The 22,765-nt window shown below is 54.0% G+C and carries 29 protein-coding genes, 3 tRNA genes and 1 rRNA gene; 15 read left to right on the top strand and 18 right to left on the bottom strand.

Annotated features, from left to right (window positions below; all coding sequences use genetic code 11):
* Positions 1–14: 14 nt before the first annotated feature.
* Positions 15–533 carry a cell envelope protein SmpA gene (locus LOY68_RS24125; protein ID WP_265040395.1) on the bottom strand — a complete coding sequence of 173 codons (519 nt, stop codon included), beginning with the start codon at positions 531–533 and terminating at the stop codon, positions 15–17.
* A 320-nt stretch (positions 534–853) separates the two neighbouring features.
* On the opposite strand from LOY68_RS24125, the gene mgtE reads away from it, so the two are divergent.
* Entirely contained in the window at positions 854–2,296 is a 1,443-nt protein-coding gene (gene mgtE / locus LOY68_RS24120; protein WP_054044736.1) for a magnesium transporter, read from the top strand.
* Positions 2,297–2,397: 101 nt separating this feature from the next.
* Here mgtE and LOY68_RS24115 read toward each other — a convergent pair whose 3' ends face one another.
* A complete protein-coding gene (locus LOY68_RS24115) occupies positions 2,398–2,724 on the bottom strand; it encodes an Arc family DNA-binding protein (protein WP_003178899.1) in 327 nt (108 codons plus the stop codon).
* Positions 2,725–3,110: 386 nt separating this feature from the next.
* Between LOY68_RS24115 and phnN the strand changes: the two genes are divergently transcribed.
* Entirely contained in the window at positions 3,111–3,683 is a 573-nt protein-coding gene (phnN, locus tag LOY68_RS24110; RefSeq protein WP_265040390.1) for a phosphonate metabolism protein/1,5-bisphosphokinase (PRPP-forming) PhnN, read from the top strand.
* Here phnN and LOY68_RS24105 read toward each other — a convergent pair.
* A complete protein-coding gene (locus tag LOY68_RS24105) occupies positions 3,658–3,837 on the bottom strand; it encodes a PA3371 family protein (RefSeq protein ID WP_163912756.1) in 180 nt (59 codons plus the stop codon). The genes phnN and LOY68_RS24105 overlap by 26 nt on opposite strands.
* A 22-nt stretch (positions 3,838–3,859) precedes the next feature.
* Positions 3,860–4,093 (bottom strand): hypothetical protein, encoded by a 234-nt coding sequence (locus LOY68_RS24100; protein ID WP_265040389.1) that lies wholly within the window; start codon positions 4,091–4,093, stop codon positions 3,860–3,862.
* 290 nt (positions 4,094–4,383) lie between these two features.
* On the opposite strand from LOY68_RS24100, the gene LOY68_RS24095 reads away from it, so the two are divergent.
* A tRNA-Arg gene (locus tag LOY68_RS24095) sits at positions 4,384–4,460 on the top strand.
* Positions 4,461–4,624: 164 nt separating this feature from the next.
* On the opposite strand, the gene LOY68_RS24090 is transcribed toward LOY68_RS24095, so the two are convergent.
* On the bottom strand, positions 4,625–5,290 hold the full coding sequence (locus tag LOY68_RS24090) for a DUF6680 family protein (RefSeq protein ID WP_265040388.1): 666 nt from the start codon (positions 5,288–5,290) through the stop codon (positions 4,625–4,627).
* Positions 5,291–5,420: 130 nt separating this feature from the next.
* Positions 5,421–6,041 (bottom strand): recombinase family protein, encoded by a 621-nt coding sequence (locus tag LOY68_RS24085; RefSeq protein WP_265040387.1) that lies wholly within the window; start codon positions 6,039–6,041, stop codon positions 5,421–5,423.
* A 197-nt stretch (positions 6,042–6,238) separates the two neighbouring features.
* Here LOY68_RS24085 and LOY68_RS24080 point away from each other — a divergent pair, with 197 nt between their 5' ends.
* Together LOY68_RS24080 and LOY68_RS24075 are read left to right on the top strand one after the other, a co-directional pair.
* Complete coding sequence (locus LOY68_RS24080) at positions 6,239–6,625, top strand: hypothetical protein (RefSeq protein WP_265040386.1); 387 nt, start codon at positions 6,239–6,241, stop codon at positions 6,623–6,625.
* Positions 6,613–7,794: a hypothetical protein gene (locus tag LOY68_RS24075; protein WP_265040385.1), complete on the top strand. Its 1,182-nt coding sequence runs from the start codon at positions 6,613–6,615 to the stop codon at positions 7,792–7,794. The genes LOY68_RS24080 and LOY68_RS24075 overlap by 13 nt, the downstream gene beginning before the upstream one ends.
* A gap of 268 nt (positions 7,795–8,062) precedes the next feature.
* Here LOY68_RS24075 and LOY68_RS24070 read toward each other — a convergent pair whose 3' ends face one another.
* From LOY68_RS24070 to LOY68_RS24040, 7 genes are all read right to left on the bottom strand, one after another.
* The gene (locus tag LOY68_RS24070; RefSeq protein WP_265040384.1) at positions 8,063–8,416 is read right to left on the bottom strand and encodes a hypothetical protein; all 354 of its coding nucleotides are present in this window, start codon (positions 8,414–8,416) and stop codon (positions 8,063–8,065) included.
* Between the two features lie 40 nt (positions 8,417–8,456).
* Positions 8,457–9,065: a tail assembly protein gene (locus LOY68_RS24065; RefSeq protein ID WP_265040383.1), complete on the bottom strand. Its 609-nt coding sequence runs from the start codon at positions 9,063–9,065 to the stop codon at positions 8,457–8,459.
* Positions 9,062–9,682: a tail assembly protein gene (locus tag LOY68_RS24060; protein WP_265040382.1), complete on the bottom strand. Its 621-nt coding sequence runs from the start codon at positions 9,680–9,682 to the stop codon at positions 9,062–9,064. Before LOY68_RS24060 ends, LOY68_RS24065 begins: the two co-directional genes overlap by 4 nt.
* A 3-nt stretch (positions 9,683–9,685) precedes the next feature.
* Positions 9,686–10,048 carry a hypothetical protein gene (locus tag LOY68_RS24055; RefSeq protein ID WP_265040381.1) on the bottom strand — a complete coding sequence of 121 codons (363 nt, stop codon included), beginning with the start codon at positions 10,046–10,048 and terminating at the stop codon, positions 9,686–9,688.
* A 52-nt stretch (positions 10,049–10,100) separates the two neighbouring features.
* On the bottom strand, positions 10,101–10,934 hold the full coding sequence (locus tag LOY68_RS24050; protein ID WP_265040380.1) for a hypothetical protein: 834 nt from the start codon (positions 10,932–10,934) through the stop codon (positions 10,101–10,103).
* A 204-nt stretch (positions 10,935–11,138) separates the two neighbouring features.
* The gene (locus LOY68_RS24045; protein WP_265040379.1) at positions 11,139–11,558 is read right to left on the bottom strand and encodes a hypothetical protein; all 420 of its coding nucleotides are present in this window, start codon (positions 11,556–11,558) and stop codon (positions 11,139–11,141) included.
* Positions 11,555–11,971 (bottom strand): DUF5681 domain-containing protein, encoded by a 417-nt coding sequence (locus LOY68_RS24040; protein ID WP_149088400.1) that lies wholly within the window; start codon positions 11,969–11,971, stop codon positions 11,555–11,557. The genes LOY68_RS24045 and LOY68_RS24040 overlap by 4 nt, the downstream gene beginning before the upstream one ends.
* Positions 11,972–12,810: 839 nt before the next feature.
* On the opposite strand from LOY68_RS24040, the gene LOY68_RS24035 reads away from it, so the two are divergent.
* Positions 12,811–13,833, top strand: coding sequence for a hypothetical protein (locus LOY68_RS24035; RefSeq protein ID WP_265040378.1), 1,023 nt, complete (start codon positions 12,811–12,813; stop codon positions 13,831–13,833).
* A 146-nt stretch (positions 13,834–13,979) separates the two neighbouring features.
* Positions 13,980–14,183: a hypothetical protein gene (locus LOY68_RS24030; protein ID WP_265040377.1), complete on the top strand. Its 204-nt coding sequence runs from the start codon at positions 13,980–13,982 to the stop codon at positions 14,181–14,183.
* Positions 14,184–14,306: 123 nt separating this feature from the next.
* Here the strand turns inward: LOY68_RS24030 and LOY68_RS24025 are convergent, their stop codons facing one another.
* Positions 14,307–14,969: a DUF4145 domain-containing protein gene (locus tag LOY68_RS24025; RefSeq protein ID WP_265040376.1), complete on the bottom strand. Its 663-nt coding sequence runs from the start codon at positions 14,967–14,969 to the stop codon at positions 14,307–14,309.
* 561 nt (positions 14,970–15,530) lie between these two features.
* Here LOY68_RS24025 and LOY68_RS24015 point away from each other — a divergent pair.
* The 4 genes from LOY68_RS24015 to LOY68_RS24000 are packed head-to-tail and all read left to right on the top strand — an operon-like array spanning position 15,531 to position 16,538.
* On the top strand, positions 15,531–15,716 hold the full coding sequence (locus tag LOY68_RS24015; RefSeq protein ID WP_265040374.1) for a hypothetical protein: 186 nt from the start codon (positions 15,531–15,533) through the stop codon (positions 15,714–15,716).
* A complete protein-coding gene (locus tag LOY68_RS24010) occupies positions 15,713–15,973 on the top strand; it encodes a hypothetical protein (protein WP_265040373.1) in 261 nt (86 codons plus the stop codon). The genes LOY68_RS24015 and LOY68_RS24010 overlap by 4 nt, the downstream gene beginning before the upstream one ends.
* Positions 15,970–16,215 (top strand): hypothetical protein, encoded by a 246-nt coding sequence (locus tag LOY68_RS24005; RefSeq protein ID WP_265040372.1) that lies wholly within the window; start codon positions 15,970–15,972, stop codon positions 16,213–16,215. The genes LOY68_RS24010 and LOY68_RS24005 overlap by 4 nt, the downstream gene beginning before the upstream one ends.
* Entirely contained in the window at positions 16,212–16,538 is a 327-nt protein-coding gene (locus LOY68_RS24000) for a hypothetical protein (protein WP_265040371.1), read from the top strand. Before LOY68_RS24005 ends, LOY68_RS24000 begins: the two co-directional genes overlap by 4 nt.
* A gap of 555 nt (positions 16,539–17,093) precedes the next feature.
* Here the strand turns inward: LOY68_RS24000 and LOY68_RS23995 are convergent.
* The 3 genes from LOY68_RS23995 to LOY68_RS23985 form a co-directional block, all read right to left on the bottom strand.
* The gene (locus tag LOY68_RS23995; RefSeq protein WP_265040370.1) at positions 17,094–17,498 is read right to left on the bottom strand and encodes a helix-turn-helix domain-containing protein; all 405 of its coding nucleotides are present in this window, start codon (positions 17,496–17,498) and stop codon (positions 17,094–17,096) included.
* Between the two features lie 65 nt (positions 17,499–17,563).
* On the bottom strand, positions 17,564–17,800 hold the full coding sequence (locus LOY68_RS23990) for a helix-turn-helix domain-containing protein (RefSeq protein ID WP_265040369.1): 237 nt from the start codon (positions 17,798–17,800) through the stop codon (positions 17,564–17,566).
* A 118-nt stretch (positions 17,801–17,918) separates the two neighbouring features.
* Positions 17,919–18,119 (bottom strand): helix-turn-helix domain-containing protein, encoded by a 201-nt coding sequence (locus LOY68_RS23985; RefSeq protein ID WP_265040368.1) that lies wholly within the window; start codon positions 18,117–18,119, stop codon positions 17,919–17,921.
* 164 nt (positions 18,120–18,283) lie between these two features.
* On the opposite strand from LOY68_RS23985, the gene LOY68_RS23980 reads away from it, so the two are divergent.
* Positions 18,284–18,781: a hypothetical protein gene (locus LOY68_RS23980; protein ID WP_265040367.1), complete on the top strand. Its 498-nt coding sequence runs from the start codon at positions 18,284–18,286 to the stop codon at positions 18,779–18,781.
* Here the strand turns inward: LOY68_RS23980 and LOY68_RS23975 are convergent.
* On the bottom strand, positions 18,778–19,989 hold the full coding sequence (locus tag LOY68_RS23975; protein ID WP_265040366.1) for a site-specific integrase: 1,212 nt from the start codon (positions 19,987–19,989) through the stop codon (positions 18,778–18,780). The genes LOY68_RS23980 and LOY68_RS23975 overlap by 4 nt on opposite strands.
* 857 nt (positions 19,990–20,846) lie before the next feature.
* Between LOY68_RS23975 and LOY68_RS23970 the strand changes: the two genes are divergently transcribed.
* From LOY68_RS23970 to LOY68_RS23960, 3 genes are all read left to right on the top strand, one after another.
* Positions 20,847–22,385, top strand: a 16S ribosomal RNA gene (locus tag LOY68_RS23970).
* Between the two features lie 82 nt (positions 22,386–22,467).
* A tRNA-Ile gene (locus LOY68_RS23965) sits at positions 22,468–22,544 on the top strand.
* Positions 22,545–22,577: 33 nt separating this feature from the next.
* Positions 22,578–22,653: transfer RNA gene (locus LOY68_RS23960), tRNA-Ala, on the top strand.
* Positions 22,654–22,765 lie beyond the last annotated feature (112 nt).

Here is a 22,765-nt window from a genome sequence, read left to right as displayed (position 1 = left end):
CAAAAAGCCCGCGTTTAACGCGGGCTTTTTGCCGTCTGGGATTTGGCTTTTCCTTTGATACATCCTCTCTCATCAAAATCAACGTGAGCACTTCGGCCTCGCTTGAGGTCATACCGGTAGCTCGTGAGTGAATTGCGAATACTGATCTTGTCCGGCTTGCCAAGCGAGCTCTCAACATCCTGCTGACTCATCCCGGCCACGACGCGCTGATTGATGATCGCTTCGCGACGTTGTTTGGCGTCGATCTCGTTTCCACATTTATCCTCGGATTGGCCGACAACGGTCAATTCCCCTCGTCGCGCGTGCGTAGCTGGGGTTTTCTGGGGCGTGGCTTCGGGCATGAGCGCAACGATGGTGCCTGGCATGAATGGGCGCACATCCTGAAGTGAAAGGCTCTCTCCGGCCCTGCAGCTCATCGTCGTGAAGGTAATGCGCCCATCGGCGCCCTCACATCGGTGAATGGTTGCGGCAAGGGCTGTTGGCGGCAGGTAGAGCAGGGTGGTGAGTAAAAGAAGGTGTGTGTTCGATAGCATTCGGCGTCCTCCATGACGTTCCATCTGAAGGGTAGTCGCTACATATTCAGGCTGCGGTGTGTTTTCTTTTCAGGATGAGTCGTCGCAGTTTGATGGATAAGGGCAGCGCTCAGGTTTGTCTTGCAAGCGCTTGTTTCAGCCACGATTTTTTAACGTTTTAAAGCGTCAGGCGGTGTATCATTGCGCCCGTCAGCCCCGCCGGGGCTTATGGAAAACCTCCATGGACTTACCCAGTAGTTACTCAGTACCCCGTTTTTCCAATCATGAATTGACTGATTGATCCTTCCGGCGTGCCCCGCTGCTGGGAGTGGAGTTCGCCTATGTCCGAAGTTGAAGTAAAGAAAACGCAGGAAAGCTTGCAGGACCGCCTCGCTCAAGTCGTTGAGCTGTTGCAGCGTCAGCGTGTGGTCGAAGACCTGACGCATCGCCAGGAAGGTCCGCACCACGACCGGGTCGAGAACCTGGTTCACCGGCAAAATCTCGTCGAGCTGCAACGCAAGCTCGATGATCTGCACTCCGCCGACGTTGCCTACATCCTTGAAGCCTTGCCGCTGGACGACCGTCTGACGCTCTGGCAATTGGTCAAGGCTGATCGTGACGGCGACATCCTTCTCGAAGTATCCGATTCGGTTCGTGAAACGCTGATCGCCGACATGGACGATCACGAGCTCCTGGCTGCGGCCAAGGACATGGACGCCGACGAACTCGCTGACCTGGCCTCCGAGCTGCCGCGAGACGTTGTCCATGAGTTGATGGAAACCCTTGATGGTCAACAGCGTGAGCGCGTTCGCTCTGCGTTGTCCTACGACGAGGAGCAAGTCGGTGCGCTGATGGACTTCGAGATGGTGACTATCCGTGAGGATGTCAGTCTTGAAGTGGTTCTGCGCTATCTGCGTCGCCTTAAAGAGTTGCCGGGGCATACGGACAAATTGTTCGTGGTTGATTACGACGGCGTGCTCAAGGGCGTGTTGCCGATCAAGCGGTTGCTGGTCAACGATCCGGATAAACAAGTTGCTGATGTCATGGCCAGTGATCCGGTGAGTTTCCACCCGGACGAAGATGCCTATGACGCTGCTCAGGCGTTTGAGCGTTACGACTTGATCTCTGCGCCTGTGGTCGACAAGAACGGCAAGCTGATCGGCCGTCTGACGATCGATGAAATGGTCGACCTGATTCGTGAAGAGAGCGAGAACGAAGTTCTCAACATGGCGGGTCTGCGCGAAGAAGAAGACATTTTTGCGTCAGTCTGGAAATCCTTGCGTAACCGCTGGTCCTGGCTGGCGGTCAACCTGGTGACTGCGTTTGTAGCCTCCCGGGTGATTGGCCTGTTTGAAGGCTCCATCGAGAAGCTGGTGGCGCTCGCGGCATTGATGCCGATCGTGGCGGGCATTGGCGGTAACTCGGGTAACCAGACGATCACCATGATCGTTCGGGCCATGGCGCTGGACCAGGTCAGTACCGGCAATACGTCGCGCCTGATGCGCAAAGAGCTCGCGGTGGGTTTGATCAATGGCTTGGTGTGGGGCGGTGTGATTGGTGTCGTCGCCTATCTGCTGTATGGCAGTTGGTCACTGGGTGTGGTGATGACGGCGGCGATGACGCTGAATCTGTTGCTTGCGGCATTGGCCGGGGTATTGATCCCCATGACCCTTGCACGTATGGGGCGCGACCCGGCAATGGGGGCCAGTGTGATGATCACGGCCATGACTGACAGTGGCGGGTTCTTCATCTTCCTTGGGTTGGCGACAATCTTCCTGCTCTGAGTCGTATTACAAGACCCGCCAGATTGGCGGGTTTTTTTATGCCTCAAATTCAAGGCAAAAAAAAGCCAGCGATTATGCTGGCTTGAATTTTTTGGGGTAAATCAGGACGCGTCTGCGGCCATTTCAGCGTCATGGGCAATCAGCGAAACAAGGGCATTTTGCTGACGGTGGGAGAGTTGGCGGAAGCGTTGCAGCAGTTCACGTTCGTGCAACGACAGCTCCGGGCTGTCCAGGCGCATGCTCAGCTCTTCGCCCAGTGCACCTTCCTGAATAAGACTCTGCTCAAGGCGCGCAATGATCTCGGAGTTCATGCTGCGATGATGATTGCGAGCCACCTCGGCAATGCGTTCACGCATTCCGTCTGGCAGACGTACGACGAACTTGTCAGCCGTACGGCTGGAATAAATTGCCTGTTTCAATGGGCGCATATATTTAACCGGTTAGTTCAGGGGAGCGGTTCTCGGGATTGGCCGCAGGATGTCTGATAGGACAAGCACTCTGGCCAAATGTTCAACCTGAATTGATAGAGGCTCGCATCATGCCTCAAATTTGCCAGTTCATTGGCGTCAATTCTGTGACAAATATTGAACTGGATAAAGGCGTTATGCCAGCACCAATTATCAGAAATGCGGACTGGTTTGAAAAGTTTGCCCTGGTCCGCATCACTGGCCGCGTCCTCTTGCCCGGCAGGTGATGTCCAGAGACGCCTGAAGGTGCATGCTATGCGGATTCGATTATCATTCCTTACCTTGTATAGGATAGTGGCAAATGGCCGATTTGCTAGAGGCGAACCACAGTGCGGGATGATTTCGGGATGGATGGCAGATTGATTTATCTGATGGGTGCTTCCGGGTCGGGCAAAGACAGCCTCATTCAGGCAGCTCGAGAACCTTTGCAAGCGCTGGGGTGCGAAGTCGTGCGGCGTGTGATCACGCGTTCGGCGGAGTCTGTGGGCGAAGATGCCGTGGGAGTTTCCCAGGCGGAGTTCGAACGGCGCAGGGAGGAGGGGGGCTTTTCGCTTTCATGGCGTGCGAATGGGCTGGCTTATGGTATCCCCGTCGAAATTGATCAATGGCTTCGAGATGGTCGACATGTGCTGGTAAATGGATCTCGAGGTCATCTGCCCGTCGCACTGAAGCATTATCCCGGGTTGCTACCGGTATTGTTGACGGTCAAGGATGAAGTGTTGCGTGAGCGGTTGTTGCGGCGGGGGCGCGAGAACCTGGAAGAGATCGACGCCAGAATCCAGCGCAACCGGCTATTTGTAGCGGACGACTCGATTGGCGATACGCATATCCATCGACTCGATAATTCCGGCGAATTGGCCGTCACGGTTAACAATCTCTTGAATCTGCTGAAGCTCAGCGTAAAACCGGATCAAATTTGATCCGTCGACCGGCGATCAGCGCCAACACGAACAGCGAAGCGAACACGCCGCAAGCAATCAACGGCACTGTAAGTGTTACTTCCTGAGCCAAACAAAGATGAAGAATGCCGCTCAACAAGGCCAGGATAAAAAATCCGGCGGCTGATTTGGACATGCGTTGCTCCTGGTAGAGGGATTCAAAATACCAATCGTTCGGAAGAGGGCGCCTGTAACAGAGTGCTCTCTTGGCTCACTTCCTGATTCACCCAAGCCTGCTGATCACTCATGACCGCCAATTGAGGTGCTTTCTGCAGCTGGAGGTAATGGGGCATGCGCTTGGCCACCACTTCGGAGTCCTTCTCGGGAATGAATTGAAAGCCAAGCAACAATGCCAGGGCGATCGCATTCGAGAGTAAAAGGGCGCCGTTCATGGGGTTATCCTCCATTGTTCTTGGAGAACAGCTAAAGCAGTCCGCATGCCAAGAGTCTAAAGCCTATTAAGTCCTTTAAAAACAATGAATTAGCATTAAATCTCTGAGGGCCGACAGTGCAATTTGCAATGATGGCGTTTTGAGGTGATGCAATTTGCACGGTTATTAATGCCGTGGAAGCGGTAGGCGTTTGCCTACACTTAAAAAGCCTAAGGACGACATGACAAAAGCAGGCCTGCCCGTTAACATGCTCGCCGTCATCGTGCCGCAGTCCTCGCGGGCGATCTTGTGTCTCAGTAGCTCAATTGGATAGAGCATCCCCCTCCTAAGGGGAAGGTTGGCAGTTCGAACCTGCCCTGGGACACCATATAAATCAAGCCTTTCAAGCCATTCTCCTGACAGCTCAATTTCTCGGTGACAGCAGGGTGGCAGCAGCAGGTAAAAAAGAGCCCCGTTCAGAGTCAGTCTGGCGGGGCTTTTTTTGTTTTCGACGCTTGATCGATCTCTGAAGGTCGAACCGCCGGCAGAAGTTCAGGCCGGCGGCTTCTCAGGAGTATCCGCCGAGCTTTCAGGCTCTATTCGAATTTTAAGGTGACCTTGCCCAGATAGAACCTCAGAGAGGCCTTCTTGTAACTTCAGCTGGGAATTTGTCATTTCCTCACTAAAAGGAAAGCCAGTCACATTCATGCTGATTGGTTGCCGCCCTGATAGAACTTCTATCGCGTGGTGCCTCAGCTTTTGTTGGTCGAGCTCAAGATCAGTATGGCCCTTTGGAATGTAGGCCCCGTTGCGTAGGAGTACTCGGTCATAGCGAAGATTTAGATCCGTGGCCATCGCACTCAACATTAAAATCAAAAGCTCTTGCTGCTTCTCGGCCCACCTTTCTACATTGCCCTCATTTACCGTCAATGTGAGGTGTTCCAGGTAGTCACGCCAGGTATCCAAAACGTCAGTTTCTGTGGCCTTTCTGCGGTTCGAACGGCCCCCATTAAACGCTAGATCTATCATGTTCAAGGCGCGAACATGATCGGGGGATAGCCTTGCGGCTCGAGTTGCCATCAATGTACTAAATATCCAGGCTTTTTGGTTTCTGGACTCATTCACGCGCTCAAGATACTTCTGCGCTTGAACCGCTAGGATCGGCCCAAGCAGTGTGGCAATGATCGTACCGATTCCGAAAACCCAATTAGCTTCCATTCTTTAGTCCGCAAGGTTGGAAATTTGGCTCGGCAGCACGCGCCGAGTGCCGCTTTGAGAATATGCGTACTTTCCATCGCACGCCAAGGCAAATCCACGAACACTCAGCTATGAACTTCCAATTACTTTTTTAAGCCAAGGCAATGTGATCCCTGATCCTCAGAACGGTAGTGGTCGAGCAACTGGCGTGTCGAGCAGTTGCGCGGATTCCAAGGCCAGCGCCGAGTAGTTCGGTCACGCGCTTGTGTAGATCAGCGTCAATCGGCCGGCCTTGATACTTTCCAGCAGCTTTGGCTTTCTCGATGCCCTGGGCCTGACGTTCGCGGCGCTGCTCGTAATCCTTGCGCGCGATCGCGGCCATCATTTCCACCAGCATTGAGTTGATCGCCCCCAGCATCCGGCCGGTGAACTCGTCACCTTTGGTGTCCTGCATTCCTTGGTGACTGGTCGGCAGATCGAGCGCGACGATGCGCAAGCCCTTGGAGTCGATAGCGGCCTTAAGCTTTTGCCAGTCCTCTACAGGAAGGCGCGAGAGGCGGTCAATCGACTCCACCAACAACACATCACCCTTGCGTGCATCATTGAGCAGACGCAGTAGCTCAGGCCGGTCTGCGGTCGCACCGCTGGCATTCTCCAGGTACACGCTGGCAATAGCCTTGTCGTGATCGGCGGCGAATTGCTCGAGCGATTCGCGGGCGCGGCCAGCGTCCTGCTCTTCGGTCGATGCTCGGAGGTATGCACGGATGAACATGATGGGTGCCTGTATCAGTTAGGGTGTTCTCCTAATACTGTTTCACTTTGGGTGTTACTTATCAAGCGAAAAGGCTGAAAAAGGCGAAATCTGCCCGTATCTGGATAGGCATACCCTAAGAGAGCTTGACATCAAGAAAGGCGCGTAGGAGTCTTCGAGACTATTAGGAACTCGGTATTCGCTCAGGGAGAGGGCTTTTGATCTACACGCCAAATCCGCAGCATCGAAATAAAGCTTTTGCAGGAGTGAAGTCACAATGGACAATCTCTCTTCCTGAAGAAAAAGGGTGTTTTGACCTTGCCGCTTCAGCCGACTGGTTCGGAAATGATTGTTATTGGGGCCTAAATGTCGGTGGTGGCTCTGTACAGCCTATTGGCATAGCGCCGCCGCCCATTGGATGTCCTCTCCATGTAGCTAAATTTGTGGGCGACTCTCATGAAAATTGGCACGGTTATCCGGTTGCGCATTGGATAGCTCCATGGGATAGGCCTACAGAAGTGATTTTGACGAGCTGGAAGGGGTTCGGATTTATCTCGAAAGCGCAGATGGCCAAGATACATAGGGGCAAAAAATGCGCTCTGTGAAACTTAGCATACTCGGAAGCTTTTGGGATTCTCAAATCTATTCAGGCGAGCTTATTCTTTTGGGCGACGGAGGAGAACTCCATAAAGTTGCCTGGGAGGAATTTGTAGATGACATCGCAAACCAGCATCTAGAAATTCAAACAGCAATTAGAGTTGCCTTTTCCGATAGTGACCTGTTCTATAATACTAAGGTTCGTAGGATATTGCGCGATCCCCACGTTGAGCATCCCATAAAGCTACAGCTTTCAAAATTGTCTGAAGTTAATTTGCATTCGGAAAACATGCAATCTCGCGAGTATTGGTCGACGCAGACTAGTCCGTTTGATTTTCTCCCTACCGATACGGAAATTTACTACAATCAATTCTTTGCAGGTGGCAACGAAGGGCTCTATTCTTTTCCTCGAACAGCCTCTACTCGCTCAAGAGAAAGCAGGTTAAATAAACATCACGACGCAAGCATATTTCAAGTTAAAGCATCCGAGCGTTTTAGTGCACTGGCCACAGCGGCCGGAACTGATGGGCTGTTCGATTTTAGTGTTCCACGAAGCAGTTTTGACACACTTGGAAATGCCAGGCAACTCGCCACCCAAGCCTGCAGCGCTTGCGATTGGGCGTTTCAAAGCGTTATGGGATGGACCTCTGAAGATGCTTTCATGGCTAGCTTCAGAGAAGAGAAGGATCCAGGAACTAAGAAGAAAATTCGTGTATTTGATCGAATAATTGATCAGCGAGAAATCTTCGGGTTGAGTGGTGTTGAGCCTGATTTCGTATGGGGTAGCAGAGAGAAGATGTACAAAATATCTGGCGGAGCGATATCTGTCAGTAATTATAATTCATCTTATAAGTCCGAAAAAAAATCTAATTCTAAGTTTGAGTATTTAGGTGGTCAGAGTCTTCCGTTTGATGGTGATGTTGTTTCGACAGGGACTGCTCCATTTGGCACCGTCCTAGAAATGGATGATCGTATTATAGTTTTACGTAGCGATGGTGAGGTTGAAGTGTTTCCTGGGGAGCCAGTCCATTGGCGAGTTTTCCCGCGATCGGAGCACTATAGTAATCAATTGCATATAATTTATGAGGATTATGTGGATATTATTTCATTCACACATGATTATTTTGTCAATCAACAAGAAAAGATTTTTGGTTTTTCAAAGTCTCGGGAAGAGTGATATGAGGTAGGCCGTCATTTGTTTGATCTGCTAATTAAACTTGATCTTCAGAGTGAATAGCCGCGAAGAGAAACGCTCCGCCAACTCGTCGCTTCTATGATGTAACTAGGGCCGGCGGTGCTTAAAGGTTGCGCGGTTGATGCGAGCAACTTCGCTCGCATTAGCTGCGCTCAAAGCTGAGCACATCTCCGATGGTCCAGATTTGGGCCATCGGAATTGCGAAGGTGAAAGCGCCCAATTGGGGGGTATGTGCGACCCTTTCAGATCGTCACAAGCAAGGTCTGATGCTGGCGGCGCGGCGGTCTGAAATCCAGCTCATGCTGCTGCTGGAAAAGAACTGAACCCTTGTTGACTCCTTGCTGCCGATCACGTCTGCCATTTCTCTGTTGTTGGCGCTAACCACTGACTTGCCGCCGCTCGGCCTCGGCTGAAGACTTACGTTGTAATGGGCTCCAGCCAGTGATTCATTTTGCCACGCGTACAGAATGCACTCTGCTACCTGCTGTTCTGGTTTAGAAGTGGTGAAGGACTTCAGCGGCCCCTCTGTCCTCATTTCCTGGGGCGAGGTGGTACATCCGCCCAGTGCCAACACAATCACGCCGACTGCGATAATCCTTTGCATTTTTTTCTCCTGGAAATGGGCGAATGTATCACCGGCTGGGCTACATCTGGTCTTCGGCGTAAATGGCGGCACTAATGATCGCGCCACCGACTCGGCGCTTGCCATAACAGAGCGGCACTGGATTGCCGGAAGCGGTTGTATTTTTCGCTGAGCCGAAGGCGTAGCCGGGGGTGTTTTCGGGCGCTGCGCTGGTACATAGGCCTTTAGCAACTGGGCTTAACATCTGAATCACACCACCAATGGCCATTGATGCTCCTGCCGCCCCAACGGCACCCCATGCGCCGCCAGCAGCAAACCCACCGACTCCTCCGGTTGCAATAGTGGCAACAATTATCAGTGCGACGCCGATGATTGTCTGCATCATGCCGGCGCGCTTACTGCCCTCAATCACGGGCGCAATAATGATGTCGCCATCGCCTTGATAGCCGAGTTCAGCCTCGCTGATATTCTTCTTCCCAAGAAAAACAGCGAACACTAGTCCTCTGGATTTTGCGTTCGATAGGAATCGCTCGAAGCCCGGGATCTGCACGCACAACGCTTTGATTGCCTCGGCAGGCGTGCGCACGGCGAGCGGGTAAGACTTCCCGAATTGACGCAACTGACCGTAAAGTTTTACGGTTCTGAGCGGTGGGTTACGGAAGACACTCATACCCGGTCCTCTGCATAGATCCCTGCACTGATGATCGCGCCGCCCCACCGGCGGTGACCGATGCACAGCGGCACCGGGTTGCCGCTGGCGGTGGTGTTCTTGGCGCTGCCGAAGGCGTAGCCTGGCGTATTCTCCGGTGCCGCACTGTTTTTAAGTCCGCTCGCCTGAGGGCTAAGCATCTGTATAACGCCCCCAATTGCCATAGAGGCGCCTGCCGCTCCCACAGCCCCCCAGGCTCCGCCAGCGGCAAAACCACCAACTCCGCCGGTCGCGATCGTGGCCGCAATGATCAGCACGACACCGATAATCGTTTGCAGGCTCCCCGCGCGCTTGCTGCCGCAGATCACCGGCACAATGCGTATTTCCCTGGCTCCTCCGAGGTCGAGCTCCACCTCTCCGACATTCCTCCGATTCCGGAAAATAGCGAACTCGAAGCCCAGCATTCGCGCGTCAGCCAGATACTTCGCAAAACCCGGGCGGTTCACATCGATTGCCTTAACCGCTTCGCGCACATCGCCGGTGGAAAGCTCGTAATTGTGCTCACGCCCGAACAGCTTCGCGAGCGAGCCACTGAGCAAGATTCGTGTTTTGGCGCCATAACTTGTGGCCATTGTCATGCGTTACTCCAGCGCGCCTGTGGCGCTATTGGTGGGGACTTCCACGCCCAGGCGGATGGCGAGAAGCGATCGCGACATACGCGCTTGATCGAATGTCACCTGCTCGCGCCGCGGGTCGTAATTCCAAATCCGGTCGTAGATCACTTCGTAGGCCCGGGCACCGCGGAACGTTCCGCGCATCAGATCGGCCGATACCCGCGCTTCGTCCTCGGTGAAGAAAGGACCGTCAATGGTCACCTTCTGGCCATCGCGGACGTGCTGGACATCCCACACCAGGTATCCAGAATCAGGCCCCTGTTTCAGTAGGTACGATGCAAAACGGTTTGTCTTGCACGCCTCGGCGAAGCGTTCTTGGTAGGTGGTCAAAGCTGGGCTCCCGTGGGGACGGCCGCATAATGGCGGCCGCTCGCTGATCTGATTAGGCGGCTTCGGATTCTTCCGGGGCTGCTTTTGGTTTGCCTCGAGTGGGGATCTTGTCGAGCCAGGCGCGCAACGCTTCCGAGCCGTCACACCCGGACCGCCATTTTTCAAATCGACCGGCATAGCCCGCCGAGTTCGCAACCATTCCGCTGAGCGACACTCCGACCTGGGACGTAGTGGCGAGCACATCGTCATAGACCGCCAGCATCTGACTCAGGGCTTCCAGGTCGTCGGCCCGTGAAGCGGCAATGCCCGCCCGGGAAAGGCTCGCCGCTGATTCGGCACTGAGGCCAGAAAGCATGGGGTTTGCCCGCAAAACAGCCTCAACAATTTCAGGGTGGCCGCCTTGCCGTGCATCGGCCAACAGGTTGCGGCGCTCATCCGCACCGAGCCCGCGAACGAGGGTTCTCAACTCTTGATCGGCCAGGAAGCCCACGATGTCGGTGCTGGCGCGCGGCGTGACAGGGGAGAAGCCCTGCGTGACCGTCTCGGCCAGGGTGAGCATATCCTTTGCGACGGCCTGCATTGCCGGGAGCAAGGAGGCAGTAACGCCCTCGATTTTCTCCTTGCTCATTCGCTCGATAGCGGATGCGTTGAAGTCTTTGTTTTCGCGGATTGATGCAATGTCCTCGCCCGCGTCCTTAAACGTCTCCAGGGCGAGAGTGTGGAGGTGGCGGGCCGACTTCATCAGGCCGCCGGCTTGCCAGGTGCCCTTTGTCCCGTCGGGACGCTGGATGGAAAAGGTTTGAGCCTCGATGCGGGAGTGCTCGTATTCGGAGTAATGGAGGTTGGCCAAGCCAACTTTGAGAACTGATCGTTTGCCGATTTTCATTGAGTTTCCTTTTGATTGTGTAGGCTTGGGTTTGGCCGGTGTTGGGCCGGGGCTTCGCTCAAGATTTCGAGTAGCGATACTTCCCCTCGAATACAGCCACCGCCGGCAGCCGCGGCGCCTAATTCATCCATCAGGTTGCTGATGTCTCGGACGTCATTGCTGAATTGCGAGTGGCAGGCTCGTTGCTGTAGCTGTGCTATCTGGTTACGGATGTTCATTGCGCGCCTCGACAATCTGGAAGTACTGCTTTGCAACGTACTCAGCCACGCTGACGCCTTCGTCTGGCCGGCGCATTCTCCAGGCGCCTTGGGGCGGGAATGGGCACATATCCATAATTCCCACCTGGCCAGGGCCCTTCGGACGCTCTACCGTTCGGACGTGAAGAATCATCGCCTTGGCCATATCCTCAGCTTCGGAACTGCTCATCTCGCAGAAAGGGAAGTAGAGCGGGACGTTCAAGTCGGCAATGCGGTAATTGACGAGGTGGCCGACTGTTTCAGGAAGGTCGATTGGCGTCTTGCTGCAGTTCACTACCGCGAGCACGATCAGCACTACCATCTCTTCGTCGATGCCAATCTTGTCGGCAATGCGCTTGATCTCTGCCTTCAACGCTTTGAGGCTCATTGCTGCATTCCCTCCATCTGTTCGCGAAGTTCTTCAACGGCCTTTTGCAGTTCGGCAACCTCGATTACTCGAGCTACGGCGCCCAGGCCTTCGATGAGTGACTTGCCCTGGTCGGGAGCGAGTTGGCCGCCGGCGACGGCACGCATGATTGATCGGGCTGCGCTGGGAAGGTCCGTGTCGTCGAGTTCGAATTGCACGGGCTCGGAAGTAGGCTTGATCGGCGGCACGAGGCGCTCAAGGATCAAACGGCAGGCTTGCATATCGCCTTTCTTGGCCGCTGCCAGCACCTTCTTTGTGACGGCATCGGCACCCTCGGCCAGTCGTGCGCGAATCTCCTGTGTCTGGCCAGAGCGGCCGCCCGGGTTGCCAGATTGGCCGGGCTTCCATTTCCCCGCTTTGTCACGATCAGTCATGCGCCGGTCGATTCCATGGCGATAACGGGTTTGTTTTCTGCGAGCGCGATCAGCAGCGCGGAAGCTTGAACACTCCCGTCGGCGGCGGCATTGCGAAGACGGCCCCAGGCCGCTGCAACTTCAGAGCGAGTTGGTCTGTGCTGGCGTCCTCGGGCGGGTTTGGTTGTATTCATGGGGTGGCCTCGAATGGGGTTTTGAATGACTCAAAAACTCACATTAGGCATGATCTGATCATTTATCCAGTGTTTTATAGGTGCACCTAAGGTGCTACACAGAACGGGATTAAACGGGACTGAAATAGTTGGTTTGGAGGGGAGCAAGGAGGGAATTTTTGTTGCAGTAATTCGGAGATAGGCAAAGTGATACAGAAGGGTTTTCAGCTCAGCCATTCACCCTCAATCTGAGGCCGGGTGGTTATTGGAGCGCTTCGGAGAATGGTGGGGGTTATCCTCAATCTGAGGAATATCCACCGTTGGTGGGAATTGACTTGAGGTCCGATCCCCGGATATCAAACCTGACCTCCCGTTTCGGTAGGGCAGGTGTCGTGACACGTTTTGCGAATTATGAAAACGTGTCGCGGAAGAGATGCCACGGGGTTTGGCGATATCTCGGGCCGGCTTGCGACGTTTGACGGGGTAGCGTTTCACCACCCCGGCTCAAATGTGAGCCCGGCCGAGCTTTCGGCGCATCTCCAAAAATGCGTGGGGCGGTGCGATGTCATTCCCCACGGGAGAGAACACCCGCGATCACACCTGCTCCAGCCTGCTGTCAGGCGGTATTATTAAGGTAGGACTAAGCCCGTGCCAAACGCACCATAACCACATTTCAAGGAGCAGAAGATGTCTAAGCCGTCACTTTATAACGCTATACGTGATCACGATTTCTCAGAAACTACGTGCTTTTTATGTGGTAGTGCCGTTGAAAATAATATGAAAAGCCGGGAACACGTGTTTCCTAAATGGCTTCTGCACCATTTCGGGCTTTGGGATAAACCGATGACGCTACTGAATGGAACCAGATTGGCGTACAGGCAGCTAGTGATTCCTTGCTGTCAGACTTGTAATAATGAGTGCCTGTCCAATATAGAACAAGAAGTTCAAGAGCGCTTTATTGCAGGGGCGGCTGAAGTGGCGTCTATGGATCGCGGGCGTTTGCTTGTGTGGGTCCTGAAGATTTTTTACGGGTTGCTTTATCGAGAGCTATTTCTTTCCCTAGATCGTCGGGAGCCAGGTGCGGGCAACATTGTCAGTGCAGAAGATATGGAGCAATTTCAATTGCTTCATCTTATTCTTCAGTCATGCCGCGTACCGATGCAATTTTCAATAATGGAAAGTGATATTCCTGCATCATTATTTGTTTTTGAGGTTCAAGAACCAGCAAATGCAGACCTGCGGTTTGATTACAAGGATGATATCGCTAATCGTACTATGTATCTCAGGTTGGGTGGGGTGGGGATACTCGCTGCATTTGATATGGGGGCGCAGACGTTTGCTGGAACAAGTTTCTTTTCACGATACCAAGGGCACCCTCTACATCCAGTTCAATTTGGAGAGCTCGGGGCAAACCTTTTTATGAAAGCTCGAGTTTTTAATCGTACTCCTAAAGTTTTAATTGGAGAATCGCCCCAAGGCGTTAACTTTAGTGTTCTTTCAATGGCGGGACTATCGTCGACCCCTGTTTTTGGAACCTGGGAGGCCGAAGATATGGCTGAAATGTTAATGTTTTTTCTAGGCTACTCATTAGAGGAGGTGATGCCGGTGGAGGGACGCAATACAACCTGGTTAGAGAATAGTGACGGCAACCTTCGATTCATCAGCATGGACACACTTCCTTGGATTACGCCAACAGAGGCTTGCTTGTAAATGCAAGCCGATCAGTGTGACCGAAACACACAGAGACCAAAACGTCACACATCGCGCTACTTCGCTGTGGGCGCGAGATTTTGCAGGGGGTTTACCTGGCCTGGAGAGAGATACACTCAAATCTGAGTACATCTCCCGGAGCACCCATGTCTGTTATCGATTGCAATTACCTGCCTGATTCATCCAAGACAACATTCCCGCCCGAGCTCGCGCTGTTGATCGTGCGTAAGGCGGCCTCGATGGCTGAGGCGTTCGAGCAGCAGGCCCTGGACCAACTTACCAAGGACGCCATCTCAGCGATATCCGCCGGCGCCGATCCGCGCCAGGTCATCCGACAGATGCGGCTGTAACTCCCGCCGTGGGTGGAAGTCGAGGCATTCCACCACCGGTGGGTAGGTTTCCACCAATGGAGCAAACCTGCTGATCTGAAATCCAGATGTGAGCAAAAATCCGCACATCTCTTCAGGAGGCTCTTATTGCAAGGTCGAAGCGAGGAAGCGCTCTACGTCATCAATCATGCCTTTGACGTCCCCGGCGTTAAACTTGTCTGCGTCTCCATGTGCCGCCGCGTTCCGAATGCCTGCCATTGCAGTGATGCGCTTCTGCTGGAGAGTGTTGTAAACGCCTGCTTTCGCCAGATCAGCATTCATTCTATCGAGCTTCCCGTGATCAAGGCCTTGGTCGGTGCAGAGGTTGCGCACAGTGGTTTCAAGCACAACCCCGGCGATAACCGCGGCTGCCGATGCATACCCTGCGAGAAGCAGCTCGCTGGCTTGTTCGAGCTCGCTTCCGAATACTTCCGCTTGGACTAGATTGCGTACGGTGTTGAGGTATCCGCCTTCATAATCTTCTTTGGCAGCAAGGAAGACGGCCTTAATGCGCTGGAGCGTTTCAAAGTTATTTGAGTATGAGCGCGGTTTCTCTGCTTCGATGAAAGCCATCAAATGATGGGATTTTTCGCCGCACGTGTTAGACAAGAGAGACTTCGCTTTGACAGCCCAATTAAGGATTAGGTCGGCCTTAATGTGCGGATAAGGTGCTCCGGTAATCGCGCTTTGCTCCATTTTTTTCGTGCCCTCGATCGCTTCTAGCTGCGCCTCGAGTTCAGCGAACCGTTTCTCAAAAAGCTTCGTCATTTCGAATTCCTTCTCCAAGAGGGTCGATCCCCCGAGCAGATACTAGCCTCAGCCTGCGACATTGGCATTCACCATCGCGGGATACCCCTCAGTTTGCCTACTTCCTGTTCCCCAATCCCGGTAAGCAAAGTCCGCGCATCTCCGGGGTGCAATTTTTTTGCACCCCTGCCATTGCGTAACTAGTAACGCTAGAGTATCTTCACTCCATCGTAACTAGTAACGGATCAGGGCAATGACAGAACAGGACAAGGCTCCACGGTCGGCAGCAGCTAGGCAGCGGGATTACAAGGAGAGACAGCGCGCGGCGGGATACAAACTTACAGCGCTTTGGATTCACACAGGGACAGAGGAGGAGGGCAGGCAGGCGGCGCGGGACGGCAAACCACTCAAGCCGATCGGCACGAAAGACCCACTGAGCTGGGCGGCGGGATGGATCAGCGAGAAGGGTAAGCAATAACGGATAAAGCGGTGGCTCAAATCTGAGCCATCAAAGAAGAGGTGCCAACCCGGTGCGCTAACACCGGGAAGGCGATCACACGACGAAGCTTAGAGGCACACGTCATGCAATTTAAACAGAATATCATCCAAATCCTCGATGTGCGTGGGGATATCATCGGAACCATGAACCTGCCGGCCAGCATCAAGCTGGCGGATCTGGCCCTACTGAAAATGCTGGGCGCCATTAGCGTGAAGGTGGTGCCTTGCGCCGCTCCCTTTGGCGGAATCAGCGTAGGGGGTGCGCAATGAGCATCAAGACGAAGGCACAGAGCTACAAGCAGGTCGCAGACGAGGCCGTTTTCCAAGTCGACTGTGGCCGGGAGTTCGCCGACTGGATGTTCGCGCTCATGACAGCGATCCGCGACGACCACAAGCACTCTGCAGGGCGCAACTCGGCCGGGCTTTCCAATCTTGGGGTGTACCTCTCCGAAACACACCAGGCCGACACTGAGCAGGCGTTCGAGCAGCTCACTGAAAACCTGCTGAGCCTTGGAGGTGCGAAATGATCCAGACTCCTGCCAGCATCGCCGACGAGGCTCTTGAACTACTGCGCGCCACACACGAACGCATCAACAATATGCGGGTTCTGTTCAACGCCATCATCAAGGACCTGAAGCACGGCAAGTCGCTCGACATCGAAGATCTGGCCAACCTCGGCAGTTTCCTGGGATACGACTGGGCGAACTACGTCGACAGTGAAGTTGAGAAGATGCAGAAAGCGCTGGACGCGGCGGAGGTGGCCAAATGAGCGCTGCCATCCAAACGCGGGACGATCTGAGCTTCACGGCGCGAGACGTCGAAGGGCGGTTGATCAATTGGCCCCGGAACAATCCCGGCGTAGCGGCTGACTGGCAGAAGGGTGTCGACTTCTTCGAAAGTGAAGTGCGCGACCTGGCGGCCCACGATGAAACCGAAGCGTTCTACGCCATTCAGTTCGCACTTGCCGGGATGGGCGGGTGGACCACAAACCTGGAGATTGGGTTTATCGATCGCGTGGCCCGGGCGGCGGTGATTGGGCTCCGTGCGATTCGTGATGGCGCCGAGCCGTTCGCTCCCACAGACGCTGACTGACAAACTACGAAAGCATCGTAGTAAACGTGGCACTACCCCTTAACAGGGTGGTGCCTTTTTGTTTGCTGAAAGCAAGGCAACTTCGAACGGAATCCAGGCGGATTTCAATTCCAGGTGGTGCCAGATGCGGGGAAGACTCTTAGCAACTGCTTAACGGGTGCGACCCTTCTCAACTTGGTAGATCAAATCCTTCCGGACCTCTTCAGCGCATGGGCGACACATTCCGATCATCGTCCAAGGAAGGAAGGCGACCATGATGAAGGTGTACCCGTTTGCACGACTGCAACTGCCTGCATAACGATGAGTGCAGCGGCCTTGCTTGTACGTCTGGGCAACCATTTTAAATACCCCGTGGTGGTGTAATTAATAAGGGTGGGATTTTTTCCCATTAGCCCCACCTCTGGAGGCCCCGGTTTTATTGGAATCCACTGGGAAAAATTCCCAGTACTCGGATCGATCACCCGAGCAACCGGACGGAATGGGACAAACGACACACCCAGCACTAGGAAAAATTCCCAGTACTAGGCGGAAAAATTCCTACCGAAAAATTCGAAATCAAACGAACTTGAATCGAGGTGGGCCAGGACTGACCTCAAGCTCTTTACCCGGGCATTCATCAACCTTCGCCCAGGTGATTGCGTACAGCGCGCAGCGGGCCATACCTTGCTCTCGACCACCTTTGCGGCTTTCCCGGGTGCGGATGATCAAGCCCGCTTCGATCAGCTCGGCGAGAGCAGATGCAAGCGTCTTGGCGTCCATTGGCCGGCCCTCGGCCATCATTGATGCCGTGCAAGACAGATCGCCGTTGTTGCGGCCGTTGTAGTTCCTGGCCAGCTTGATCAGCACGGTTACCGCCTTAGTCGACAGATTGTCGAAGGCGTCACTGATCAGCAGTCGGTAGGGCAGGGCCAGCACTCGACCGCCGCCAAAGTCGACCTTGTAGGATTTCTTTCTGGCCATTCAGCGGCTCGCAGACAAGCGCAGTGGGTCTCCTCAAAACTGAGGAGACCCCCGCTATTCGATGGTTACGACGCTTCGCGCATGAGGATGTACTTCGCAACGCGGTGAGGCGGACGACCTGGTTCCGTGGACTGATGCGTCCAGTAGGTGCGGATTTCGTGCCCCTTTTTCCTCAGGCGGCGAATGGTGCTGGGTGGCTGGACGATATCCAGATCCTTGGCGGCCTCGACGGTCGATACCGGACCATTTCGCAGGGCCTCCATCATCTTGCGGTCTTGCTCAGTCGAAGAATGGCGTGTCATAGTTTGCCTCTCACGTTGGTGCTATCCAGTGTGTTTTCGCTAAGGCGGTGCTCTAACACCGCCTTAGCAATCCCCCGCGCAGCCCTGCGCAAATCCCGCCCCTTACTCTTTCTTCGCTTCACCGTGTGCCAGCTTTCGCGGCGCGCTCAATCCACGCTTTGAGTTCCGTCATCAGGATCAGTCGGCGGCGGCCAAGCTTGAACGCCTTCAAGTCACCCGATGCGATCAGTTCATAAACTCCCGATCGGGAGTAACCGACGATTCTTGCTGCGTCTTCGACGCTCACCGAAAGGGGGGCGATTTGGTGTGCTTGTTCCATAGATATCTCCAAATGCCCATCGAGAGTGATCGGGCGACCAAAGAATCCTATTGCTGTATTTGCTGTACGTCAACTGCAATCACAAGCTGAATGTGAACGCATGGACTTCGCCGGACGCAAAAGGTAGGATTCAATTTAGGCGTAAATTGACAGGTGTTGACGAGATGGCGAAGAACAAGCCCAGCCAGGGCGCACGGAAGACAGAGACCTTGACGTTACGTCTTGACCCTAAGGTTAAGATGATGATCGAGATGATCTCGCGTATTCGTCGGCAATCCATTACGGGAGTGGTTGAGGCGGCAATCGAAGAAATTGCGTTCGATTTGGATGTACCTTTTTTCTATGGAAAAGAGACAAGCACTTGGTCGCTTTCCAGTGTCATCACCGAAGTCTGGTCGACCGATGAAAGCGAAAGATTCATTAATACGTGCTATCACCTGCCTACGCTGCTCACTTACGAAGAGCAGCGAATCTGGGAAACCATCAAGGCGTCTAAAGTTTTCTTGGCCACAGACGCAACCATTATGGAAACTTTTTGGGAGGTAGAGGGGGTTGGTCGCATTGACCGCTTTAACGTCCGTATTTGGTGGTCTTATCTTCTCGAGCACGTAGACGAACACAAGGATAGTCGAACCATCGTTCCGTTCGAGCCGCCATTCTAAATCAGCTCGACCGCCGCAGCCTTAGTACCCGGTGCCAAATGCGCGTAGCGCAAAGTCATTTTAATATCGGCGTGCCCCAGCAGATCCCGTACCGTGTTGAGCGGTACGCCGGCCATCACCAGGCGTGACGCGAAGTCATGCCGCATATCGTGCCATCGGAAGGCCTCAATCTTGGCGCGCTCCAGCAGATTGAGCCAGGCGCTTTTTACGTCCTCCAGGCGGCCGCCGGCCTGACTCGGGAAAACGTACCGAGATTTCCCGGCCTGCTTTTTCCAATCCTCTAGCACGCCGAAGGTTTCCTTGTTCATCGGGATATGCCGCGTGTCGCTTGTTTTGGTGGTGGCGCCGGCGGCGGTGATCGTCTTCGTTTGAAAGTTCACCGCCGACCATTTAAGGTCGAACAGCTCGCCGCGCCTCATTCCGGTATTCAGCGACACCAGCACCATGGGCTTCAGGTGATCGGTGAAGGGCAGCTCGAGCAGGCTCGGCATCAATTCTTTGCCGCGGTCGGCCCGCCACTTGTTCGCAGTCTCGCGCTCGGCCCGCGCTTCGTCTTGGCGCGCGTCCAGCGCTTCGCGTAGGTGCTTGGTCTCGTCGGCATCCAGATAGCGGACCAGCCCCATCGCGTCGACCTTGAGGGCTTTGAGCTTGTCCATCGGATGGGCGCCGATGTACTCCCATTCAACGGCTCTACTGAATAGGCCGCTGATCGAGCCCATTTTGCGGTTTACCGTCGATGGCTTGTTGCCTGATTGCATCCAACCGGTGCGGATCTGGTCCAGGTCTCGGCCGGTGATCGCGTCGAGACGTTGAGACATGATCGCTTCGAAGTTGTTGTCGAGCGTGTGCAGGGTTTTCTCATGCCCTTTGTGGTGTGTCTCGAACCAGGGCATATAGGTATCGTCGATGAACTGACGCAAAGAGGGGAGGGCGGCGCCTTTCCGCCCCTGGGTGATAGCCAGCGGTTCCCCGTGGGCGTGCGCATCGGCCAGGTACTGGGCGGCCTCGGTGCGCGCTTGATCGAGAGTCATAACCCCAACTCGGCCGAGGGTGGCATTCTTGTTGCGGCCCCAGGTGACCATGTACGATTTATGCCCGCTCGGCAGCACGCGGATGAACAGGCCTGGCTGCACAGTGTCATGCACGCGGTAAGCCTTTGGCTCGGTGGGCAGGCCATTGATGAGCTTTTGGGTAATCTTTGTTTTCAAGCAATCCAGCTCCGTGACAGCACTGTGGCAGCAAAAAGAACTATACGGGGCCGTTTTCTCGGACGCAACCGGACTAGAAGCCCCGTAATTGCTGGCCTATCTCAAGCCTGGCTGCCTCTAAATTGACCCTCCTAAGGGGAAGGTTGGCAGTTCGAACCTGCCCTGGGACACCACCTCCTTACAAATCCACTTCGTTCAGTCCGAATCCTCTTTCTGGAATCCAATCGCATCCTGTGTGGATACTGGGTCTGGATGCATTTCTGTGGCTGCTTTCGAGAGGTTGCGGATTCCTTCTATATAGAAGCGCTTCTTTATAGAGGGAATCGGGCTGTTTTTAGGGGCCTTTGCAGGTTCTTGATAGAAAAGCTGAATCAGGGGTTGACGGCAGATTCTGGAAGTCTATAATTCGCCCCACTTCCGGCGCAGTCGAAACGGAAAACTCCTTGGTAAACAAAGAGTTACGCAGGTTTCGGCAGTGAGTTGCTTCAGTTCATCGAGGCACGAAAGGAGTTGAAAAAGAGGTGTTGACAGCAGCGAGTAACGCTGTAGAATTCGCCTCCCGCTAACGAGAGATCGAAAGCGCAAGTGGTTGAAGTTACAAAGGAAACTTTGAAAACTTCTTAAAATAACCGCTTGACAGTAACTGGCGCTGCTGTAGAATGCGCGCCTCGGTTGAGACGAAAGAATCAACCCACCGCTCTTTAACAACTGAATCAAGCAATTCGTGTGGGTGCTTGTGGAGTCAGACTGATAGTCAACAAGATTATCAGCATCACAAGTTACTCCGCGAGAAATCAAAGATGTAACCAACGATTGCTGAGCCAAGTTTAGGGTTTCTTAAAAACCCAAAGATGTTTGAACTGAAGAGTTTGATCATGGCTCAGATTGAACGCTGGCGGCAGGCCTAACACATGCAAGTCGAGCGGCAGCACGGGTACTTGTACCTGGTGGCGAGCGGCGGACGGGTGAGTAATGCCTAGGAATCTGCCTGGTAGTGGGGGATAACGCTCGGAAACGGACGCTAATACCGCATACGTCCTACGGGAGAAAGCAGGGGACCTTCGGGCCTTGCGCTATCAGATGAGCCTAGGTCGGATTAGCTAGTTGGTGAGGTAATGGCTCACCAAGGCGACGATCCGTAACTGGTCTGAGAGGATGATCAGTCACACTGGAACTGAGACACGGTCCAGACTCCTACGGGAGGCAGCAGTGGGGAATATTGGACAATGGGCGAAAGCCTGATCCAGCCATGCCGCGTGTGTGAAGAAGGTCTTCGGATTGTAAAGCACTTTAAGTTGGGAGGAAGGGCATTTACCTAATACGTAAGTGTTTTGACGTTACCGACAGAATAAGCACCGGCTAACTCTGTGCCAGCAGCCGCGGTAATACAGAGGGTGCAAGCGTTAATCGGAATTACTGGGCGTAAAGCGCGCGTAGGTGGTTTGTTAAGTTGGATGTGAAATCCCCGGGCTCAACCTGGGAACTGCATTCAAAACTGACAAGCTAGAGTATGGTAGAGGGTGGTGGAATTTCCTGTGTAGCGGTGAAATGCGTAGATATAGGAAGGAACACCAGTGGCGAAGGCGACCACCTGGACTGATACTGACACTGAGGTGCGAAAGCGTGGGGAGCAAACAGGATTAGATACCCTGGTAGTCCACGCCGTAAACGATGTCAACTAGCCGTTGGGAGCCTTGAGCTCTTAGTGGCGCAGCTAACGCATTAAGTTGACCGCCTGGGGAGTACGGCCGCAAGGTTAAAACTCAAATGAATTGACGGGGGCCCGCACAAGCGGTGGAGCATGTGGTTTAATTCGAAGCAACGCGAAGAACCTTACCAGGCCTTGACATCCAATGAACTTTCCAGAGATGGATTGGTGCCTTCGGGAACATTGAGACAGGTGCTGCATGGCTGTCGTCAGCTCGTGTCGTGAGATGTTGGGTTAAGTCCCGTAACGAGCGCAACCCTTGTCCTTAGTTACCAGCACGTTAAGGTGGGCACTCTAAGGAGACTGCCGGTGACAAACCGGAGGAAGGTGGGGATGACGTCAAGTCATCATGGCCCTTACGGCCTGGGCTACACACGTGCTACAATGGTCGGTACAGAGGGTTGCCAAGCCGCGAGGTGGAGCTAATCCCAGAAAACCGATCGTAGTCCGGATCGCAGTCTGCAACTCGACTGCGTGAAGTCGGAATCGCTAGTAATCGCGAATCAGAATGTCGCGGTGAATACGTTCCCGGGCCTTGTACACACCGCCCGTCACACCATGGGAGTGGGTTGCACCAGAAGTAGCTAGTCTAACCTTCGGGAGGACGGTTACCACGGTGTGATTCATGACTGGGGTGAAGTCGTAACAAGGTAGCCGTAGGGGAACCTGCGGCTGGATCACCTCCTTAATCGACGACATCAGCTGCTCCATGAGCTCCCACACGAATTGCTTGATTCATTGAAGAAGACGATAAGAAGCAGCCCGAAATTGGGTCTGTAGCTCAGTTGGTTAGAGCGCACCCCTGATAAGGGTGAGGTCGGCAGTTCGAATCTGCCCAGACCCACCAATTTTGCTTGTGTGGGAACGCCTGTAGAAATACGGGGCCATAGCTCAGCTGGGAGAGCGCCTGCCTTGCACGCAGGAGGTCAACGGTTCGATCCCGTTTGGCTCCACCACTACTGCTTCTGTTTGTTGAAAGCTTAGAAATGAGCATTCCGCCAAAACGGTGATGAATGTTGATTTCTAGTCTTTGATTAGATCGTTCTTTAAAAATTTGGGTATGTGATA

The organism is Pseudomonas sp. B21-053, assembly GCF_026016365.1.
GTDB classification, from domain to species: Bacteria; Pseudomonadota; Gammaproteobacteria; order Pseudomonadales; family Pseudomonadaceae; genus Aquipseudomonas; species Aquipseudomonas nunensis.
The sequence above is the reverse complement of the archived record's forward strand: the minus strand, read 5'-3'. Positions and strand labels throughout refer to the sequence as shown.

Bases quoted from the DNA above. Each gene is read 5' to 3' on its own strand.
- LOY68_RS24125 (WP_265040395.1), bottom strand. From the start codon at position 533: ATGCTATCGAACACACACCTTCTTTTACTCACCACCCTGCTCTACCTG.
- mgtE (WP_054044736.1), top strand. From the start codon at position 854: ATGTCCGAAGTTGAAGTAAAGAAAACGCAGGAAAGCTTGCAGGACCGC.
- LOY68_RS24115 (WP_003178899.1), bottom strand. From the start codon at position 2,724: ATGCGCCCATTGAAACAGGCAATTTATTCCAGCCGTACGGCTGACAAG.
- phnN (WP_265040390.1), top strand. From the start codon at position 3,111: ATGGATGGCAGATTGATTTATCTGATGGGTGCTTCCGGGTCGGGCAAA.
- LOY68_RS24105 (WP_163912756.1), bottom strand. From the start codon at position 3,837: ATGTCCAAATCAGCCGCCGGATTTTTTATCCTGGCCTTGTTGAGCGGC.
- LOY68_RS24100 (WP_265040389.1), bottom strand. From the start codon at position 4,093: ATGAACGGCGCCCTTTTACTCTCGAATGCGATCGCCCTGGCATTGTTG.
- LOY68_RS24090 (WP_265040388.1), bottom strand. From the start codon at position 5,290: ATGGAAGCTAATTGGGTTTTCGGAATCGGTACGATCATTGCCACACTG.
- LOY68_RS24085 (WP_265040387.1), bottom strand. From the start codon at position 6,041: ATGTTCATCCGTGCATACCTCCGAGCATCGACCGAAGAGCAGGACGCT.
- LOY68_RS24075 (WP_265040385.1), top strand. From the start codon at position 6,613: ATGCGCTCTGTGAAACTTAGCATACTCGGAAGCTTTTGGGATTCTCAA.
- LOY68_RS24070 (WP_265040384.1), bottom strand. From the start codon at position 8,416: ATGCAAAGGATTATCGCAGTCGGCGTGATTGTGTTGGCACTGGGCGGA.
- LOY68_RS24065 (WP_265040383.1), bottom strand. From the start codon at position 9,065: ATGAGTGTCTTCCGTAACCCACCGCTCAGAACCGTAAAACTTTACGGT.
- LOY68_RS24060 (WP_265040382.1), bottom strand. From the start codon at position 9,682: ATGACAATGGCCACAAGTTATGGCGCCAAAACACGAATCTTGCTCAGT.
- LOY68_RS24050 (WP_265040380.1), bottom strand. From the start codon at position 10,934: ATGAAAATCGGCAAACGATCAGTTCTCAAAGTTGGCTTGGCCAACCTC.
- LOY68_RS24045 (WP_265040379.1), bottom strand. From the start codon at position 11,558: ATGAGCCTCAAAGCGTTGAAGGCAGAGATCAAGCGCATTGCCGACAAG.
- LOY68_RS24040 (WP_149088400.1), bottom strand. From the start codon at position 11,971: ATGACTGATCGTGACAAAGCGGGGAAATGGAAGCCCGGCCAATCTGGC.
- LOY68_RS24035 (WP_265040378.1), top strand. From the start codon at position 12,811: ATGTCTAAGCCGTCACTTTATAACGCTATACGTGATCACGATTTCTCA.
- LOY68_RS24030 (WP_265040377.1), top strand. From the start codon at position 13,980: ATGTCTGTTATCGATTGCAATTACCTGCCTGATTCATCCAAGACAACA.
- LOY68_RS24025 (WP_265040376.1), bottom strand. From the start codon at position 14,969: ATGACGAAGCTTTTTGAGAAACGGTTCGCTGAACTCGAGGCGCAGCTA.
- LOY68_RS24015 (WP_265040374.1), top strand. From the start codon at position 15,531: ATGCAATTTAAACAGAATATCATCCAAATCCTCGATGTGCGTGGGGAT.
- LOY68_RS24010 (WP_265040373.1), top strand. From the start codon at position 15,713: ATGAGCATCAAGACGAAGGCACAGAGCTACAAGCAGGTCGCAGACGAG.
- LOY68_RS24005 (WP_265040372.1), top strand. From the start codon at position 15,970: ATGATCCAGACTCCTGCCAGCATCGCCGACGAGGCTCTTGAACTACTG.
- LOY68_RS24000 (WP_265040371.1), top strand. From the start codon at position 16,212: ATGAGCGCTGCCATCCAAACGCGGGACGATCTGAGCTTCACGGCGCGA.
- LOY68_RS23995 (WP_265040370.1), bottom strand. From the start codon at position 17,498: ATGGCCAGAAAGAAATCCTACAAGGTCGACTTTGGCGGCGGTCGAGTG.
- LOY68_RS23990 (WP_265040369.1), bottom strand. From the start codon at position 17,800: ATGACACGCCATTCTTCGACTGAGCAAGACCGCAAGATGATGGAGGCC.
- LOY68_RS23985 (WP_265040368.1), bottom strand. From the start codon at position 18,119: ATGGAACAAGCACACCAAATCGCCCCCCTTTCGGTGAGCGTCGAAGAC.
- LOY68_RS23980 (WP_265040367.1), top strand. From the start codon at position 18,284: ATGGCGAAGAACAAGCCCAGCCAGGGCGCACGGAAGACAGAGACCTTG.